Origin of the sequence: Paraburkholderia sp. Clong3 (assembly GCF_050436485.1) — a bacterium.
In the GTDB taxonomy this organism is placed as follows: domain Bacteria; phylum Pseudomonadota; class Gammaproteobacteria; order Burkholderiales; family Burkholderiaceae; genus Paraburkholderia; species Paraburkholderia tuberum.
Window position 1 is genome coordinate 614825 of sequence record NZ_JBNDMH010000004.1, and the last position, 16913, is coordinate 631737.

Genomic DNA, 16913 nt, shown 5'->3' on the forward strand with positions numbered 1-16913 from the left:
ACGTTTTCCGTGGTCTATTTCACGCTCTTGGCGTCTGCAATGCCGCGTTCGAGGTCCGCAATGTTCTGGACCGCAGCGGTGTACGAAACGTAGGGCGTTGCTCCATGCACTTCGACTGTGGCCGCCGCGTCGCCCACGGCATCGCGTACCGCCGCAACGGTTTGAGTGAACGCCTCACCCTGAAAACGGGCTTTCTGTTCGGCCGACGCGCCGGCCAGGTTAATCGTGATCTGCATGTGTGTTTTCCGGTTAGTAAAATCAGATCGTGATTACGAGTTCGGAGTACTTCCCCACGGTGTCATCGTCGGTTAGCAGCCGCAATGGCTCAGTGATAGCCTGCGCAACTAGTAACCGATCAAACGGATCGCGGTGAATCTCGGGCAGATCGCGCACCGCTGCAGCGTGGAGCGCCGTCACAGGCAGCTCACGAAAGCCCGCCTCTGCCATGCGTTCTACCAGTTCGTTCACGTCTGCATCCAGCTTCCCGATTCCGGACTTGATTGCGATTTCCCAAATGCTAGCGGCGCTCACAAAAACGGTGTCTGCAGCCAGCATAATTTCCTCGGCCTTCTTCGTGAGTTGCTTGTCGCCACTCATGGCCCACAGAAAAACATGCGTGTCGATCAAAAGGCGCATTACCGACCCTCAAACGTTGCCAAAATGTCGTCGGGCAAAGGCGCGTTGAAGTCGTCAGCGATCTTGATCTTTCCCTTCATCAGACCGAAGCGAAGTTTTGGCTTCTTTTCGACCGAAACGAGGCGCACCAACGGGGTTCCAGCCTTTGCGATCACAACATCTTCGCCACTGACAACCGCCTCGATGAGTCGCGACAGTTGCGACTTCGCCTCATGAATATTTACGGTTTGCATAGCACCTCCTCAATATGGACTTAGTTTAGCCTAGCTAACCATGAAATGCAACTGAAGATTTAACGCCCCGTCACTCGCCCAGCTCGATCGCCGCGAGCGCTTCGCGTCGATCGCGTTCGGACACGTCCAAATACGGCGAAACGTGGTCGAGATGCGTTTTTATAAGTGCCCGATATCACAACCTATGCGGCGCCGTAGTCCAAAGATATGACTCTCATATTTGGAGCCGTGGCTAAGCGAGGATTTTGCGGATGGCAGACGCGAACCCCGCCGGAAACACCACCTGACCGCTGTCCGTCAGAACGCGGCCGATTTTGTCGATCTTCCAGGCCCAATGGTCCATCGTCTTGCCGGATATCGCCGTCGCGAGGGCCTTTTTTTCTTGCGCGGTCAGTTCCACTCCATTGCCTACATCGGAAGGCGGTTCCTGCGGCGTATCGCCCAGAACAAGGACTGCTTTCTGGGCAGCGATATGCCGGGCCGCTAGCAGCTGGGCGCGCGTGGATTCAAGATCGGCAACGAGCAGATTGATCCGGGTTCGCAAGACGGGGTCTGATATTCCCTCCAGCAATTCCTCCGCCGCGGAGGCCTTGGTCGCAGAGACCTTCTTTTTCCTGCCGCCCGCATGCTCCGCACAGGCCGCAATGAGGGCTCGGTATTTCTCGCCGGTCTTGTTCCGAATCGCCGGGGCACTTGGCCCACCGCGCTCGGCCGACAGCCTGCCGATCATTGCAACGGAGTAGTCTGCGCTGCCACGACTCTCCTGTTCCTTGCAGATCGCAAAAATTAAGCGCAGGGAGGCCTCCGTGCGCGGGTGTACGTTCCGACAAAGCTCTTCGAGAAACGCAGTCGGTTCAGTCTTCGTCATCGTTACGCCGTTTTCCGAAGTTTGAGAAGTTGGCCTGAAGCCACCTTGTTGACGGACAACAACCGCTCCACTTCGTCGGTCATACCCAACTCATCGAGCAGAAGACGACCTTCGACCAGTGCGTTGGTTTCGGGCCGCCCGACACGCGCCATCAGCAGTTCGACAAACTGGTTGCCCACGGCCAGAGCCTCAGATTCCGATAGCGCGGCGAAGACGGCCGGCCGGCCATTGCGCGACAACAGAGCATCGAGCAGGCGACCGCGCCGGAGATTCGCGACGAGCACGTTCTCGTTAGGGTAGACGTTCGCACGCTGGCAAACCGCGTCATATAGCTCGAACTCGGTGCACTCTGCCAATGCCGCACGCAAGTCAGTAACCCCGCCGCTCAGTACGAGAGCCAGTTTCTTGTCATCCTTTTCGCCCGCGGACGACATAGCCGCCTTGCAACGCTCTATGAGGCGGTAATTGGCATGCCATGTGTGCGCAATGGAATCGACCTCATCGAGGACGCGATCCCGCCGGTCATAGGCAAGGCCAATCTTGCCGGACTGATCCTGATCGCGCCCGTCGAAGGCCGCCTCCTCCAGTCGGTAGATTTCGTCCTCAAGCGTGCGCAGTCGCTCTGCTGCTGTCGTCAATGACACACCGACGGCGTTGAAGCGGGCAACGAGCCCTGCGAGGAAAGCAGGCCCAGTTATGAAAAACCGGCAGCGAACACAATTCTTGGCGCCGCCCGGGACAGGCGAGTACAACGGCTTACTCGCCGCGCTGTTCTGAATTTGACCACCCTGATCGCAGCGAGTCCCCCCAACGGGGCAAATGCCAATATCGCCAACGACCCAGGACCCTGGCGCGCTTTGTTCGAGGGCCGATGCCCCTGCGCCCTCGTTCGAGATGACCAACGAGCTGGCATTTCTCACCTCTTCGTTTTGCAGGAACCTGAGGAAATTGCTGGTCTCCGCGCGTTGAACCTTTTGCTGCGCCTCGGCCAGAACCTCCGTAACATGTGCGGCCCCCGGCTTGTTGTAATAGAGGGTCATCAGAATCGTCGCGTGTCCGGCAACACACTTCGAAAGGATCTGTATCGGCACGCCACCTTCTGTGGCATACGCCGTGATGAGAGAGACCCGCAGGGTATGCAAATCGTAGTTTGCCCGACAATTCCCACCTGACTGCGACGTCACGAATTGGATCGCTGCGCCCGTTTGCCAACCGCTCGCCACGCGCGAGAACGCGAGTCTCAAGCTGCCGGAGCAGCAACGCCCAGAAGACTTGAAGACGTGAGTCCAAGACCGGCTCAGACGGATAAACCGCACAGGGATCGCGGAAGAGGAAGCACGCTGGTTCACGCAGTCGCAGCATCTCCGGGGTGTATGAGCGCAGGACCGTCCTATCGTGAATAGCCTGCCACGGCAACGATGCGGTGACGGGGTTGAACGTCTCCTGCCACTCTCGCAGCTCACGGGCGATCCTTATGACCTCGTCATGCTGCCACGGGATTTCATATCCGCGATCGTTCTGATCCTTTCCAGAATCAGCAGTCTTGTTAGTGTTCACAAAAAAACCAGTGAACTCCCGGCCGGTAACCGCGTCATCGAATTTTCTCAGGAAGCCGCGCCGGGTCTGCCGCCGACGCTCCTTTTTCGGCGCAAGTCGACCAGTGTTTGGCAGCCACTCCTTACCGTCATATTGCTCGGTATCTGCCTCGCCGGAATCAACCATTCGAACCTGATAGGTTCGCAGTGGCAGCATTAGCTTGACGAGGATGGCGTATGCCCTGACGGGATTCCACTGCTTCGAGAACTCTCCGGTGACGGGATTCTTCCACATGAAGTAGTCGCCCCGTAGCGTCTTGGGCCACGCGTAATCGTTCTCGGTGACAATCCGCACTAGTTCGTGCAAGTAGCGCAGCGGTAATGCCTCTCGGTGCGTTTCTGCCTGCCTTGCGCGTACAGCGAGCCGGGTAATCGGGTTGTAGTGATTGGGGCTGGCAACGGGCCGCCCGAAATCGTCTTCACCAGTCAGTACAGTGGCCAAATACCAATCAAAGAAATCGGCAAAATAGTTTGTGTAGTGCCGTCGGCTGCTGTCCGCCCAACGCCGCGCGTCGACCCACTCGGACCAAGTCGGCTCAATGCTGGCCTTACGGTCACAATACGCCGCGACCGTTCGCGGAAGATTAGGGTTGTCGATCAGGTACTGAAGTGCCCGCTCGGCCATATATGTTCGCAAAGCAAGCCCCTGGCGCTGATCGCTCAACCACTGAGACATAGCGTGCCGCCAATCGGAAAGCGTCGGTTCGTGTTCGGTCGCCCACGCGAACGTCCGATCTACGCCCACCTTGCGCTTGACACGCCCAAGACCCCACGAACTACGGTTGTACGTGGCTCTCGATCCGTAATAGTCACGCTGCACGAGCAGCAGCGGCGGCACCATAAACGAGAGCAGCCGACTTTCGTCGATCGGAGGTACAGGCGCGACAGTTTCCGGAACAATATCGCCCGGCTCCATCACACCCAGAGTGCGCCCGGCAATTCGAAACACCGTCGTAACCACTCTCGCTCGATTAGCGCCGCCGTACGCCTCCTGGAGTTCGCTCAACCAGGGGAACCCGTGCATCATGAACGGGTTGGGAAAGAGCGAGGTCTTCGTCGCGAAAGGGAAGTCGCGAGAAATCGCGACGATACCGCCGGACCAGAGACGGAGCAGCCAGCCATAGATGTGATTCTTCTGCCCCGGTGACTTCTCACACTCGCGGCCTGCATCCATCAGGGCGTCGATTTTCCGCGCGAAGTCGTGTGACGACCCGATGCTGGCGAATGCACGGATCGCGGCAGATACGGCCCTTGTAGGATGCTTCATCTTCCCATCCGGCGAACGGAGAGCCTCAACCCATTCCGCTGCGATCGCGGGGGCAGCGAATACCCTTTCAGGGTCCACAAGGAGCTTGTCCGTAGATCGGTTCACCTTCAGCTGTCGCCCGGTGATAGGAGACTCGCGGACGTCGAATTCGTCGACCTGGCAATATCGCGCCCCCAACGTCATCAATCGTTCTCTCCAAATGGATCCGGATTCCACGAAACGGACTGCCGCAACCTTGATTCAGCAGCACTGAGGGCGCTGTCGATAGCACCTGGTGTAGGCGTGGTGTACGGGGCCTGTGACTCAATCGCCTTGTGATGCAGCGCGTATTGAACAACCTTCTGATCGACACCCGCACTGACCAGGCTTTGTCCGTAGGCATGCCGATGCCCGTGCGGCGTGGTGCCCAATTCCTTGCCGACGGCGAGTCCAATGCGTCGAACTGCTTTTGCGTGCGCTTGACGGAACGAGTCAATGGTGTAGGGGTCGCCCGCGACCGTGTCCTTGTGGCTGACGAACAGATAAGGATGCGCGTATCGGCGCGATCGATACTGGGTTATGTAGATGCGAAACAGGAACAGGAAGACTTCACCCCAAAAGGTGGGGAACCAGTGGACCAGCGCATATTTCTCTGACTGATCGGTCAGCTGAAGGTCTTTCCAGCCGGCATGGAATCTGCCGTGCAACAGCGTGCGGGGTTCGAGCTGCCACTTCGTCTGGAGGTATGTCTCGCGATCGCCGTGAAGCTTTTTCCTTGTCACAGGATCAATAAAATCGGGCGGCGCAGATCCCTGCTCAGGATGAAACAAACGCACCATGGCCCTCTTTGGAGCGAGAGGGTCAATCGCGACGTCGCTCACGTATAGATGAAACGGCTCAGACTCGCGCAGGCCACCGCCGTGCAGCAAGATTGTGATCATAGCGTCGCGGATGTTGATCCGCTCATACCACGGCAAGGATCGGTCTTTTCCGGGCAGCGCGAAGCCCTTGGTGATCAGATCCACCATGGCCCTGTCCGGAAAAGTCTTGGGCGGTGAGCCATGGGCAACCGCGGTTTTCCGCAATATCTGGACGGTCCTTGCGCGCTTCGCTGCATCCACATGATCGCTGCGGTTCATGGTATGGCTCAGCAATGCATGTGCGCGGCGCTTCTCGAAGCGTCGCCAATACGCAATCTGCTCCGCAACCGACGCCGACCGCCACGGATTCAGAGCAGTCGTGTCGTAGCGGTTCACCAACCAATCGGAGAACGCCGTGACCGCATTCAAGATCACCGTAGCGCGCGAAACGGATTTAGGCTCCCAATACAGGCCTGACGGATCGAATCCGCCCAAATCAATCGTGCCGCCCACGAGCGCATCAGCAAATGCAGCCCACGCTCGGGGACGGTTAGGCTCGTTGCGAAAGTGCTCGGCATTCGCGCGAAGGAAGTCAACCAGGAGGCCCACCGCGCGGGCCAGATCTCGCTGCCACGCCAAGGATCGCGTGCGACCATGCTCGATGACGTACTCGACGAGCGGCACCATGGGAGCTGGCGTAGCGCTGGCCTCCATGCACAGGTACAGCACATAGATTCGAATATCCGGCCGACCTGCACGGCGTACCACTGTGTGGACTACCGTGTGATAGAGCGCATATTCTCGGCGGAACGCCATACGTTTTTCTGTTTCCTGTAGCAGCTTGCCGGAGTTTCCGCTGTCTAGATCGAACTCCAATCCTATATCGAGAACGTGACCTTAGCAGCGGGTGGAAAATCAAATCCGAGGGCCTCTCGGAACGCTTGAACCGCACGGGCTTTGTTGGCCCCGGCTTCCCTTACTCGCTGTGTCAGCGTATTCGCTGCGTCCAACCACCCACCGCTCGTCAACTCTCCACGAAACATCTGCGTCACTGTGGCAGTCGGCATCGAGTTCGGCAATATGAGCCACCCGCGCAGAAGGGTTAGCTTTCGCTGGGACACGCTGATCTGGTCTACGGTAGGAGGTGGAAGCCCCTCTAGCACCCGGGTGAAATTAGCTTCCCAATACGCAGCGGCTTCCGGATATGCGGCGATCTCCAATGGCACGACATAAGCATGATCAAAATCATTGTTCAGCTCTTCCACGTTTCGCCGCAGCTGCTCCTCAGGCTGGCAGGCCGACATTGCTGGTGCTCCTTCCACGTTCTTAAACCGCACGTGCAAAAGCTCGTGATAGACCTGATGAGCGTGTGCGTTCGCAGCAAAATAGATCCTCCAGACGCCTTCGTTTGAGTGCCAGTCCGCTGTCGCAAACGTCCCCCCATTCCCTGTGTGTGGGCTCCTACCTCCAGGGAAACACTCGACGCGCACCCCCGAAGCAACAACCTCTTTATACAGGGCCACGACGGGTGCGCTATTCCCAATGAGGCCATCAACAAAGTCCGAACTTGCCATCGGTTTCTATCCTAGACGTTCATCAATCAATGCTCGTTGTTGTCGTCCTCGTACCCGCTGTAATCGTCCTCGGGTGCGTAAAACTCGGCGGCATCATAGGTGGACGTTTTGGTGTAGGGTTCGCCAAGGCCACAGGCCGACAATCGAGACAGTCCTGCAATCTTCAATCGACAGGCGACGCACTCGAACTTGCTCGGCAAGTAATCTTGTGTTTCGACGATTAGGTCGCTTTCGAGCCGGCGCTTTGGTTCCGAAATCGGTTCTCCGACAACCAAAGCTTCGTTGTCGCAAGCAGGGCATGTAACACGATGCCCCGCCTGGCGCGTGGCCCACGTGGATGCCTGTTTTGTGAGCTTTTTCTGCTCATCCACGTCGACTTTCTCCCACACGGTCTTATGTGCCTCAATATCTCTCTTGACCGATTTGGCAGACTCGTCCTTAAACGACGCAATCATCATGGCTGCCGCCTTGGACTCTTGCTCTGGTAGCAGCAACGAGAGATCTTCGCCTAGCGAGTTGAGCAATACAGTCAAAACTTCATAAAAGCGTGCTTGCCAACCGGTTTTCAGGCCATCAAACGGGGTGCCGCCGCTGTGCAGCTCCTCGTTTCTTCGATTGATATGCTCGAGAGCGAAGCCTCTTAGCTCCTCCGTGAATTCCGGCACTATCGCCTGCATGCGGTCCAGCACCGCGTTGATATCGACCGAGCGAGGTTTGAACTTTGCTTTTTTCGGATGATGGCCAAGTGCGAAGTACAGATGGTCCCACTCCTTCGGATCCGCTAGGAGTGCCGGACTCACGTTTGCAAGCACGGCGCGCGAGACAAACTCAAGGACAAAGGTGGACGTTAACCCGAAGCGCCAGTTATCACGTGAATACGACAGCATCTCTTCTGCATATCGCTGCGCCTTCGCCACCAGCAAGTCCTTATCCCACACGTGAATGGACTTCGATGCTTCCTCTGCTTTTCGTTTCATGCTATTAACCTCATGTAGGCTCGATCGATATGGCGAGCGTGTGCATCGATTGGCGTAGCTGAACGCCCATGAAGCATCCGCCAATTGTCTATAAGCAGCGTGTCGCCTGGTTGCAAAAGGACGACTTCCATAGGCTTCACATTTGAGACGAAATTGATAACCTTCTCGAACGTCTTCTCAGATGTTGGTGTCGAGGGTCTAATATATATACTGTCCCATCGAATACGAAGCCCATCTGCACCCTCGACACGCTCCAAGAGGCGCAATAGTTGCATTCCGTCGCGCATGGGGCGCCTGGGCTGAACAACAGTCATCCGAAGCGTATTGATCCCCAATTCTCTAATCAGTGCATTTCCGTCGTAGAGCCGAGTAGCCACATCGGCCCGACCTCTTACGCAGCGAAGTGCAAGGTATCTTGGAGGTTTCGCCCAATGCGCAAGATCGGTATGGAGTGGGAACTCTCCCACTCCAAAGTTGCCGCTGTACGTGTTCGGTGTTGCCTCAAACAATTTCTTCGGAGTCAGCTGCTGAATCGCTGCCAAACCATCTACGGCGTCAATCTCGCCGATCTCCTGCAGCACGACGTCCGTCGCCTTGGACGGGAAATGGCGTCTCAACAGCACATACCCGTTGTGTACAAGCTCTGCGGCAATTTCAGTTGTTTTCATACTGGCGCTCAACCGTCCTTTCCCTCAGGTCTCGCAAGGACGCCATACGTCAATGACCTTGCACTCACTTGCTCGCGCATTACGCCGCCTCCGTATGGACAAACCGTGCAGATCGCTTTGCGACCGTGTGGACAACAAACACCCGTTGCCCACACTTCTGCACCGTTTGCCCACACTACGGCGGGTTCTGCCTCATCGGACCACAATGTTCGACTGACGCCCTTCGGTTGCCATCCCTAATGAGATGTGTGGTGCCAGCCCAACCCTATATCTGATATTACACTATGCACTAGCATCTTATGTTGAATCCGGGGACAAAAAAGGGGCCTACGCCCCAAGAATCCCACATCACCAACGTCAAATATTACGTTTCCCTCACTTGCATAAAGGTGCGAGTGTCCTAAGAGGATCTGCACCGTTTCGAGCGAATGGCCGTTGGCAACCAAGCGCGTCGCGAACGTTCTTCGGCCTGAATGACTGCTGTACCCAGCACCGAGTCCAGCGGCCCGATACAGCGCCGTGACGTAGCTTTGCAGGCTATCGGCGGCCCAATAATCCACTGGTTCACCATCTGAATTGACGCGGCGTTTGACGCTCAGCTCGAATGGACCTCCCTTTTGCGTGAGAATCAGCCGCGAGCGCGGCATTAGACCGCGATACTCCCGCCGATCCAGCGCAACGCCGTCGCCGCGTCGATACCGCCATTCCACAAAGCGATCGAAGGCATCAATCGCTCGCGGGTGCGAGAGAAACACGCAACGCGCGCGGCAACCCTTGGTGATGCTGCCTGGAAGGGGCACTTCTTCTCGCCGCGCCCCTGATTTCGTGAGCACATGATGGACTTCGAGGCGTGCGATTTCTGTGACGCGCATTCCGCATGTAACGCCAAGCAACAAGATCAAGGTGTCGCGCTCAGGGAAGCGACTGGTCGCTCCAGTTACGCGCACGAGGTGCTTAAATTTGGCAGGCGTGAGGACTTTGGCCGCGCTTCGGTTCATGCTTCCTTTCTCGTAATACGTTCGTTTTCAACCTCTGTTACGAGAGAAAAAGCGTAGAGCGCTCCTTTCCAGTGTAACCCGCGAAAAGCGTGGCCTTATCGGAAAAGCTCGTGTTGAATTTGTTGGTTTCGTGGGGGCTGCGTCCATCGCGACAGATACAAGGGTACTCGTAGACAAAGCCAGTTACTTGGCGTGGGGTTGGATCGTGATGACGATCCTTGGATTCACTGCGTATCTCGCCACTCCACCGCGCGGCGTTGAAAGGTAGCAAAAACCATGACGGCGAAAACACGCATCGCGAAGCACGTGGGAAAAGTTGAGGACCTGGCCGCGTTCTTGGGGGCGATCCACGGCGCCCTGGGTGGCGATATGTCCGCCCTGTTCCGTGGACACCGCGATGTGCAGTGGACACTAGTCCCGGCGGTCGCCCGGCAACTGCTAACAATCACGCCCCCGGAGGAAGCCGCGATGCTTGATGAATTCAAACGGCGCGCGATTCCTTACCTCGAGTCCAGTCGCGACCTGAGCGAAACCGACTGGCTCGCGATCGCCCAGCATCACGGCATGCCTACGCGGCTACTCGACTGGTCGGGTAGCGCGCTGACTGCGCTGTGGTTTGCCATCAATGAGCCCGCAAACGGCAAGGCCCACGCGGCTGTCTGGATCCTCGCCTACGGCAAGAGCGATCTGATGCGCAACGACGAGCGCGATGGGCCGCTGGCTGTTGGGCGCACAGCCCTAGTCCGACCGCGCCATGTCTCGCGGCGAATCACTGCGCAGGACGGCTGGTTCACCCTGCATCGTAGCCACTACGGCGATGACGAGTCGCCTACCTTCGTGTCCCTCGAAACAAACACTGCCTACAAGAAAAGTTTGTTCTACGTGACGATCCCGCCAGACGCGTTCGGTGCGATGCGGATGCAGTTGGCCCAGGCTGGCGTGACGAGCGCCGTGCTTTATCCCGATCTCACTGGCGTCGCGTCATATGTGACATGGCGGCATGTCTGCAGGGATGACGAGTTCTCGCCGCGCCTTGGCTTATAACGCACCGGAAAACCATGCGCAAGGAATACGAGCTACAGACTGATGTGCTGGCGACGATCGTGGCGGCCACGCCGGTCACAAAAAACCACACCGCCTTGCTGACGACTCTTTCCACGCGCACGGAGTACCGCGGCGCGCGTTACGTGATGACGCGCGACGTGTATGGCGAGCAGCCGGCGCGCGTCATCGACGCTGAGGATCGCGAGATCGCGGCCGATTACCGGGTGTGGATCGATGCGCAGCTCGAAGCGCATGGCGACTCGGTGCGCGCCGTGTGGGAGGCGCACAAGAACGCCGGCTTGCGACTGACCGAGCGGCGGCCGCTCCTGCATTACTTCGTGCAGGACAGGGGCGCAGCGCAAGAGAACTTCGTTCAGCTCGAGGTATGGGAGGAGCAGGAGTTTATCGAGCGTGAACTGTTTCCCCGCGATGACCGTTGGGGCTTGCCTCACGTCGACGAGCTCCGGCGCGGCTCGACCGGCATGGCCCTCGTTGAGCGCAGCGAACCGCGCAATCTGGGAGCGCCCCGATATCGGCTCGAGCGGGTGATCGACATGCACCAGTTCATGGCGATTGGGAACGCGGTGTACGAAGCCCGACGCCGCACCGAGGGCGATCAACGCTGGGTCGAAACGAACCCGGCCACCGGCGAGCAGCGCACCGTGACCGCACGCGAACTGATGCCCGGTTACGATCAACTGCGCTGGGAGAGCCGGCGCTTTTTTGACGACTGGACTGCCTCTAGCGCGGGGCGGGCAGGGGAGCGAACCTGCCTGCGTTGGACCTTCAACACGTCGGACTATCTCGACCCGAAGGGCGTGCGATACATGAGCTTCGTGCTGACGTCCTACGACCGGCTCTTCCCGAACCAGGATGTGCTGCCCAAAGGCGGCTTCGGTAACCTCATTGCCATGCCACTGCAGAAGCAGCCGCGCGAGCATGGTTGGAGCGTGTTCGTCGATGACGGCTTTCAGCCGTACGCTGACCAGTGGTCGTATCTCGCGTCCGTGCAAACCATGGACAGCCGCGACATCGAGGGGGTGATCTTTCGCGCCACGGGCGGTGCGCACCCGCTCGACGTTGCGTTCATCGCCGAAGAGGATCAGGCCGAACCGTGGAAGCCACCGCCCGCGCAGCCGAAGCGGCTGGCCGGAACGATGCCAGCGTCGCTCAAACTGACGCTTGCGAACCAGCTCTATCTTGAAAAGGCGCAGCTTCCGCAGGGACTGCTCAACCGGCTCATCCGGCTGGCCGCCTTCCAGAATCCGGAGTTCTACCGGGCCCAGGCGCGCGGCTTCAGCGTATGGGACAAGCCACGCATCATTGGGCGCGCCGAGAACTGCCCGCGCCACATTGCATTGCCGCGCGGATGCCTTGACGACGTCATGACGCTACTGCGCGATAACGACATCGCCTGCGACATCCGCGACGAGCGCTGCACCGGCGAGCCGCTTGCAGTTCCGTTTGCCGGCACGTTGCGCGATGACCAGCAGGCGGCCGTTACCGACCTTCTGCGACACGACACCGGCATCCTGCATGCGCCGACGGCGTTCGGCAAGACCGTGACGGCGGCCGCGATGATCGCGCAGCGTGGCGTCAACACGCTCGTGCTCGTGCACCGCCGGGAACTGCTTGACCAGTGGCGCGAACGCCTGCAGTCGTTTCTCGCACTCGACGCGCGCGCGATCGGCACGATTGGCGGCGGCAAGTCGAAAGCGACCGGCCGGATCGACGTCGCGATGCTGCAGTCGGTGGCGCCCGATGGTGCCCGCGGCGAGCTGTTGCGGCGTTACGGCCAAGTCATCGTCGATGAATGTCATCACGTCTCCGCGGATTCCTTCGAGGCCGTGCTCAAGGGCGTCAATGCACGCTACGTGCTCGGCCTGACGGCGACGCCGGTGCGGCGCGACAGTCAGCAACCGGTGATGTTCATGCTGTGCGGGCCAATCCGGCATGCGGCTAAATCCCCGGCCAGCGCGCCCCAGATGCTCGAGGTGTTCCCGCAAAGGCGCACCTCTGCAGTAGACGTTACGACCGACGCGCCGATCCAGGAAGTGTTCGCGCGTCTCGCCCAGGATGCGTCGCGCACGCACATGATCGCCACTGCCATCCGTGAGCAATACGCGCAGGGACGCAACGTGCTGGTGCTCACCGAGCGCACAGACCATCTCGAAAGCCTGCAGCAAGCCCTGGAAGACACAGTACAACCGCTGTTTGTGCTGCACGGTCGCCTCGGCAGGAAAGCGCGGGTCGCACAGCTGGCTGCCCTTGACGCGCTGGCCGGTGACACGCCCCGCGTGGTGCTGGCGACTGGCAGGCTCGTAGGCGAAGGCTTCGACCATCCGGCGCTGGACACCCTGGTGCTGGCCATGCCGGTTGCGTGGAGGGGCACGCTGCAGCAGTACGCCGGCCGGCTGCACCGCGAGCATGCGGGCAAGACCGGCGTACGGGTGATCGATTATGTGGATGGCGGCCACCCGGTGCTGCAGCGCATGTGGGAGAAACGCCAGCGCGGCTACCGGGCGATGGGCTATCAGGTCCGCACGCCCGGAGAAGATCTCCAGCTGCAGCTGGCCTGAAATCGGGCAGCGAATCCGTATTCCGTACCGTTTCCGGCCGCCGGAGGTCCACTTGTCGGCCCTCACATTCGATAATCCTCCTTTATCGCAGGCCAGTAATGCCCACATCATGGGGCCATTGACCGCGCACGGTGATACGTATATACATGGTACGTAATACAGTACGATATTCGAGTGAGGAAGCAGATGGCCCGCACCGGTCTTACGCGCATGGACGTAAAGCGCGCCCGCGACGCGTTGCTCGCGCAGGGGCAGCACACATCGATCGACGCGATACGTATGCGCTCGGCAACACGGGCTCGAAAACCACGATCCACCGGTACCTGAAGGAACTGGAGGAAGATGAGGGCGCGTCACTCACACGCGCCGGGTCGCTCTCGGACGCGATCCAGGATCTGGTGGCCCGGCTCGCGGCCCGCCTGCATGAAGAAGCACAAGCCCTCGTCGACCAGCAGGCCGCCGCTGCGGCCGCGCAGCGCCAGCAGGCGCAGTCCGAAATCGCAAGGCTCGGCGCTGAGCTGGCCACGGCGCGGGAGCTACTCTCTGGCGCGACCGCCGCCCTTTCCGCGGAGCAGGACGCGCACGCCGGGACTCGCGTGTCGCTGCATCAGCGCGACCTGGACGTCGAGCGGCTCACCCAGCAGGTATGCGACCAGACCGAGCGTCTTGTGGAGCAGAAAGGCTTCCGCCTGTCGCTTGAGGCCAAGCTCGTGCATGCGCGCGATTCCCTTGAGCACTTCCGTACGGCCGCGCGCGAGCAGCGCGAACAGGAAGCGCAACGACATGAGCAGCAGGTCCAGCAGGTGCAGGCTGAGCTACGCCAGGCGAACCAGACGGCCATCGTCCGGCAGAACGAGATCACACAGCTGAACCGGGACAACGCGCGGCTCGTCGCAGAAGCGACGGCCACGACCAGGCTCGCACGCGATCAGCAGGCACATGGCGAGGCGTTGCAGTCCGCCCTCAATCGTGCGCTCACCGATCGGGCGCACGCCGAGGCCGAGCGCGATGCTGCGCAGTCGGCAGCCGATGCGCGGGCAGCCGAGCTGCTCCAGGTACGCAAGGCTCGCGACTCGCTCAATGCGGACCTGACGAAGCTGGCCGCGCAGCTCGAAGCACAGCAGCAGCTCCTGGTGGACTACCGGATGCGGCTGGGCGGCGCGGACGCGGCTGGCTGAAAGCGCCGCAGCGCGTGCCGAAAGGACGTCACAATGACAATGCGCACGCCTTTCGGCGCTTGCCATGAAGCATTCTGGCTTTCGCGTCGGCCCGCAGTTTCATGGCTCCGGCGGGTTGGGCACCAGCACATTCACCTTCTTCTCTTCCATGCGCTTCGCTACGGGAATCTGGCATGAGCGAATACCCAATACTACGAGTTTGCATGCGTCGACCAGCTGCTTACGGCGACCCAGCAGGCAGAGTTGCGCAGTTTCTCTACGCGGGCCACGATCACCGCCTCAAGCTTCGTCAACGAATATCACTGGGGAGACCTCAAGGGCGACCCGCTCGAGTGGGTACAGCAATATTTCGATGCCCACGTCTACTCCTCCAACTGGGGCAGCTGCCGCCTGCTTCTTCGCCTGCCGCACGGGATGTTTGACGCGGCGACCATCCGCGATTACGTCGAAGCTGGACGAAAGAGGCGCTCCCGTTTCGAGAAAGCATTCGAGGCCATGGACGTCGATGACTGGTGCATCCTCGACTGGTCGTTCAACGATGACTCGGGCGAACACACCCGCTTCTCGGAGGAGATGGATGGTGCGGGATGGATGACGCACCTGCTGCCTGTACGCGACGAGCTGCTCGGCGGCGATGCTCGCCCGCTTTATCTTGGGTGGCTTGCCCGCCTCGGGAATGATGAGCTACACGATGACGAAATCGAACCGCCGGTACCTGCGGGATTACAGGCGTTGACGCCCGCACAGGTAGCACTGGCCGAGTTTTTGATGCTGGATGCGGACTGGCTCGCCGCCGCCGCCGAGGCCAGCCCGTCATTATTGGCCCCAGAATCCAGCGGGAGCGAAGACAGTCGCTTTGATCCCTGGTTACGTGAGTTGCCGGTTGATGAAATGCGGGCGAAACTGCGCATGCTGCTACAAGGACGCAGCCGTGAAGCGGAGAGAACGCTTCGAAACGCTTTTCTCAAATGGGAGAAGGGTAGGAATGCAAAGCAATTGAGTTTGCCCGGGCGCCGTCGAATATCCGAAATCGAATCAAGGGTCGCCTCTTATTGCGCCATCCGTGAAAGAAGGGAACAGGAAGCCCGCCAGGCGGCCGAGGCCCGCCGTCGTGAGGAACGCACACGGTACCTCACATCACTTCTCGAACAGGAAGACGCGGCGTGGTCAAGCATCGATGCACAACTGCGACGCACGACGGGCAGCGCCTACGATCAAGCATTCCAGAAATTGCAGGATCTCGCCGAAGCGTATGAAAACGCCAGGCGGGATGCCGTATTCCGGCGTCGTCTGGCGCAATTGATGTCGAGTGATGGCAAGCGGGGAGCCTGGCTTGCCCGGCTGCAAAAAGCTGGGTATTTGTGGCAACCCAAGTCTTAGCCTCTCTGGCCTGATCTGCTGAATCATTTCCGCAAATCTGGGATGAACTCTGAGCCAGTTGGCCCGGCATATGTGCCAATTTTCGGCGATTTGACCAAGTCACAATAACTTGGACGCCTATGATAGGAAATTGCGCTTACCTTGTTCGCCCCCCTTATAGAGGCGACGTTGTCATCTAATGCGTCAGTTGCTACATATGCGTCCTCCGCCACCGGCCTCCAGCGCCCAAAAGACCGCCCTCATGCTGTCACATTTCGACGTTAAGCTTTTTCGCCCTCGGTAGTAAGCCCACCGTTGTGGGTGGTCACCGAACGCCCGTCACCGCAACACCTGACGACGATCGTTTCTCTCTTTGCATCAGGAGCATCCCGTGCTGAGCGCCCACGAATTTGCAACATTGATGCTGGTCAAGGACTTCGCCGATCACATTGCCGATCGGGAAGAACTTGGAACATTGCTTGAACGCCAGCTTGTCGCACTGGAGCGACTTGCGGGCGGGGCAGTATGCCCTCGCATCACGGAGGACGGGGAGTCTCTTCTCCGTAACCTTGCTTTTATCAATTGATGAGAGAAAACCGTCGGGTGCCTCTCAGGATTTTCCACCCGCCCGACTCGCAGGCGGTACTGCCTCAACGCAGCGCTTCCAGGCGACGTTGGCAACGTTTGTCGTCTCCACCGCGTCGATAGCTCTGCATGGCCTTTGTGCGGTCCGGGGCAACGCTCCTGTCTTCTGCGCCCCACACGCCTTCCCAGAAAAGACCGAGATTATGTGCCGAGGCTTTATGCCCCAGTTCAATGGCCTGCTCGTAAAGCGAGCGCGCGCGGCTCACGTCCACCTGCATGCCTCTTCCGAGGCGCGCGCTATCGGCCAGCGCGGCGGCGGCCATGCCGCGCAGACGACCTTCGGCGGTTTCATCCTTCATCACATCCTCGAGAATCGCGTTACCTCTTCCCAGGTCTGGCTCCGCCCCAGTCGGGGTGACCAGAGAAATGGCCATTGCCAGTCGCCAGACTGGATGACGGTTCGCGCCAAGGCGCTCGAGTAACCAGCGTCCCAGATCGGGTGCGCGGTTTAAC

The 16913-nt window shown here is 59.5% G+C and carries 17 protein-coding genes; 5 read left to right on the top strand and 12 right to left on the bottom strand.

The annotated features are described in order from the left end of the window. Window positions 1–14: 14 nt before the first annotated feature. The 11 genes from OKW30_RS40955 to OKW30_RS41005 all read right to left on the bottom strand — a co-directional run bounded on the left by OKW30_RS40955 (window position 15) and on the right by OKW30_RS41005 (window position 9655). The gene (locus OKW30_RS40955; RefSeq protein ID WP_429349593.1) at window positions 15–236 is read right to left on the bottom strand and encodes a hypothetical protein; all 222 of its coding nucleotides are present in this window, start codon (window positions 234–236) and stop codon (window positions 15–17) included. A gap of 22 nt (window positions 237–258) precedes the next feature. Continuing rightward, window positions 259–636 carry a type II toxin-antitoxin system VapC family toxin gene (locus tag OKW30_RS40960; RefSeq protein ID WP_429349594.1) on the bottom strand — a complete coding sequence of 126 codons (378 nt, stop codon included), beginning with the start codon at window positions 634–636 and terminating at the stop codon, window positions 259–261. After that, a complete protein-coding gene (locus tag OKW30_RS40965) occupies window positions 636–869 on the bottom strand; it encodes a type II toxin-antitoxin system Phd/YefM family antitoxin (RefSeq protein ID WP_429349595.1) in 234 nt (77 codons plus the stop codon). Before OKW30_RS40965 ends, OKW30_RS40960 begins: the two co-directional genes overlap by 1 nt. Before the next feature lie 232 nt (window positions 870–1101). Beyond that, window positions 1102–1737: a gamma-mobile-trio protein GmtX gene (gmtX, locus tag OKW30_RS40970; protein WP_429349596.1), complete on the bottom strand. Its 636-nt coding sequence runs from the start codon at window positions 1735–1737 to the stop codon at window positions 1102–1104. 2 nt (window positions 1738–1739) lie between these two features. After that, window positions 1740–2375, bottom strand: coding sequence for a hypothetical protein (locus tag OKW30_RS40975; RefSeq protein ID WP_429349597.1), 636 nt, complete (start codon window positions 2373–2375; stop codon window positions 1740–1742). A gap of 118 nt (window positions 2376–2493) precedes the next feature. Beyond that, window positions 2494–4599, bottom strand: coding sequence for a VPA1269 family protein (locus tag OKW30_RS40980; RefSeq protein ID WP_429349598.1), 2106 nt, complete (start codon window positions 4597–4599; stop codon window positions 2494–2496). 182 nt (window positions 4600–4781) lie between these two features. After that, window positions 4782–6314 (bottom strand): gamma-mobile-trio recombinase GmtY, encoded by a 1533-nt coding sequence (gmtY, locus tag OKW30_RS40985; protein WP_429349599.1) that lies wholly within the window; start codon window positions 6312–6314, stop codon window positions 4782–4784. A 2-nt stretch (window positions 6315–6316) separates the two neighbouring features. After that, complete coding sequence (locus tag OKW30_RS40990) at window positions 6317–6742, bottom strand: hypothetical protein (protein ID WP_429349600.1); 426 nt, start codon at window positions 6740–6742, stop codon at window positions 6317–6319. Between the two features lie 296 nt (window positions 6743–7038). Next, window positions 7039–7989 carry a hypothetical protein gene (locus OKW30_RS40995; protein WP_429349601.1) on the bottom strand — a complete coding sequence of 317 codons (951 nt, stop codon included), beginning with the start codon at window positions 7987–7989 and terminating at the stop codon, window positions 7039–7041. Further along, window positions 7986–8657 carry a TauD/TfdA family dioxygenase gene (locus OKW30_RS41000; RefSeq protein WP_429349602.1) on the bottom strand — a complete coding sequence of 224 codons (672 nt, stop codon included), beginning with the start codon at window positions 8655–8657 and terminating at the stop codon, window positions 7986–7988. Before OKW30_RS41000 ends, OKW30_RS40995 begins: the two co-directional genes overlap by 4 nt. A gap of 236 nt (window positions 8658–8893) precedes the next feature. Continuing rightward, window positions 8894–9655, bottom strand: coding sequence for a tyrosine-type recombinase/integrase (locus OKW30_RS41005; RefSeq protein WP_429349603.1), 762 nt, complete (start codon window positions 9653–9655; stop codon window positions 8894–8896). A 276-nt stretch (window positions 9656–9931) separates the two neighbouring features. On the opposite strand from OKW30_RS41005, the gene OKW30_RS41010 reads away from it, so the two are divergent. From OKW30_RS41010 to OKW30_RS41030, 5 genes are all read left to right on the top strand, one after another. After that, window positions 9932–10699, top strand: coding sequence for an FRG domain-containing protein (locus OKW30_RS41010; RefSeq protein ID WP_429349604.1), 768 nt, complete (start codon window positions 9932–9934; stop codon window positions 10697–10699). 14 nt (window positions 10700–10713) lie between these two features. Next, entirely contained in the window at window positions 10714–13278 is a 2565-nt protein-coding gene (locus OKW30_RS41015; RefSeq protein WP_429349605.1) for a TOTE conflict system archaeo-eukaryotic primase domain-containing protein, read from the top strand. A 146-nt stretch (window positions 13279–13424) separates the two neighbouring features. After that, window positions 13425–14456 (top strand): DNA-binding protein, encoded by a 1032-nt coding sequence (locus tag OKW30_RS41020; RefSeq protein ID WP_429349606.1) that lies wholly within the window; start codon window positions 13425–13427, stop codon window positions 14454–14456. Window positions 14457–14699: 243 nt separating this feature from the next. After that, on the top strand, window positions 14700–15836 hold the full coding sequence (locus OKW30_RS41025) for a hypothetical protein (RefSeq protein WP_429349607.1): 1137 nt from the start codon (window positions 14700–14702) through the stop codon (window positions 15834–15836). Between the two features lie 370 nt (window positions 15837–16206). Continuing rightward, complete coding sequence (locus OKW30_RS41030; protein ID WP_132460037.1) at window positions 16207–16401, top strand: hypothetical protein; 195 nt, start codon at window positions 16207–16209, stop codon at window positions 16399–16401. Between the two features lie 64 nt (window positions 16402–16465). Here the strand turns inward: OKW30_RS41030 and OKW30_RS41035 are convergent. Continuing rightward, the coding region (locus OKW30_RS41035) for a sel1 repeat family protein (RefSeq protein ID WP_429349608.1) at window positions 16466–16913 on the bottom strand (448 nt) is incomplete at its 5' end.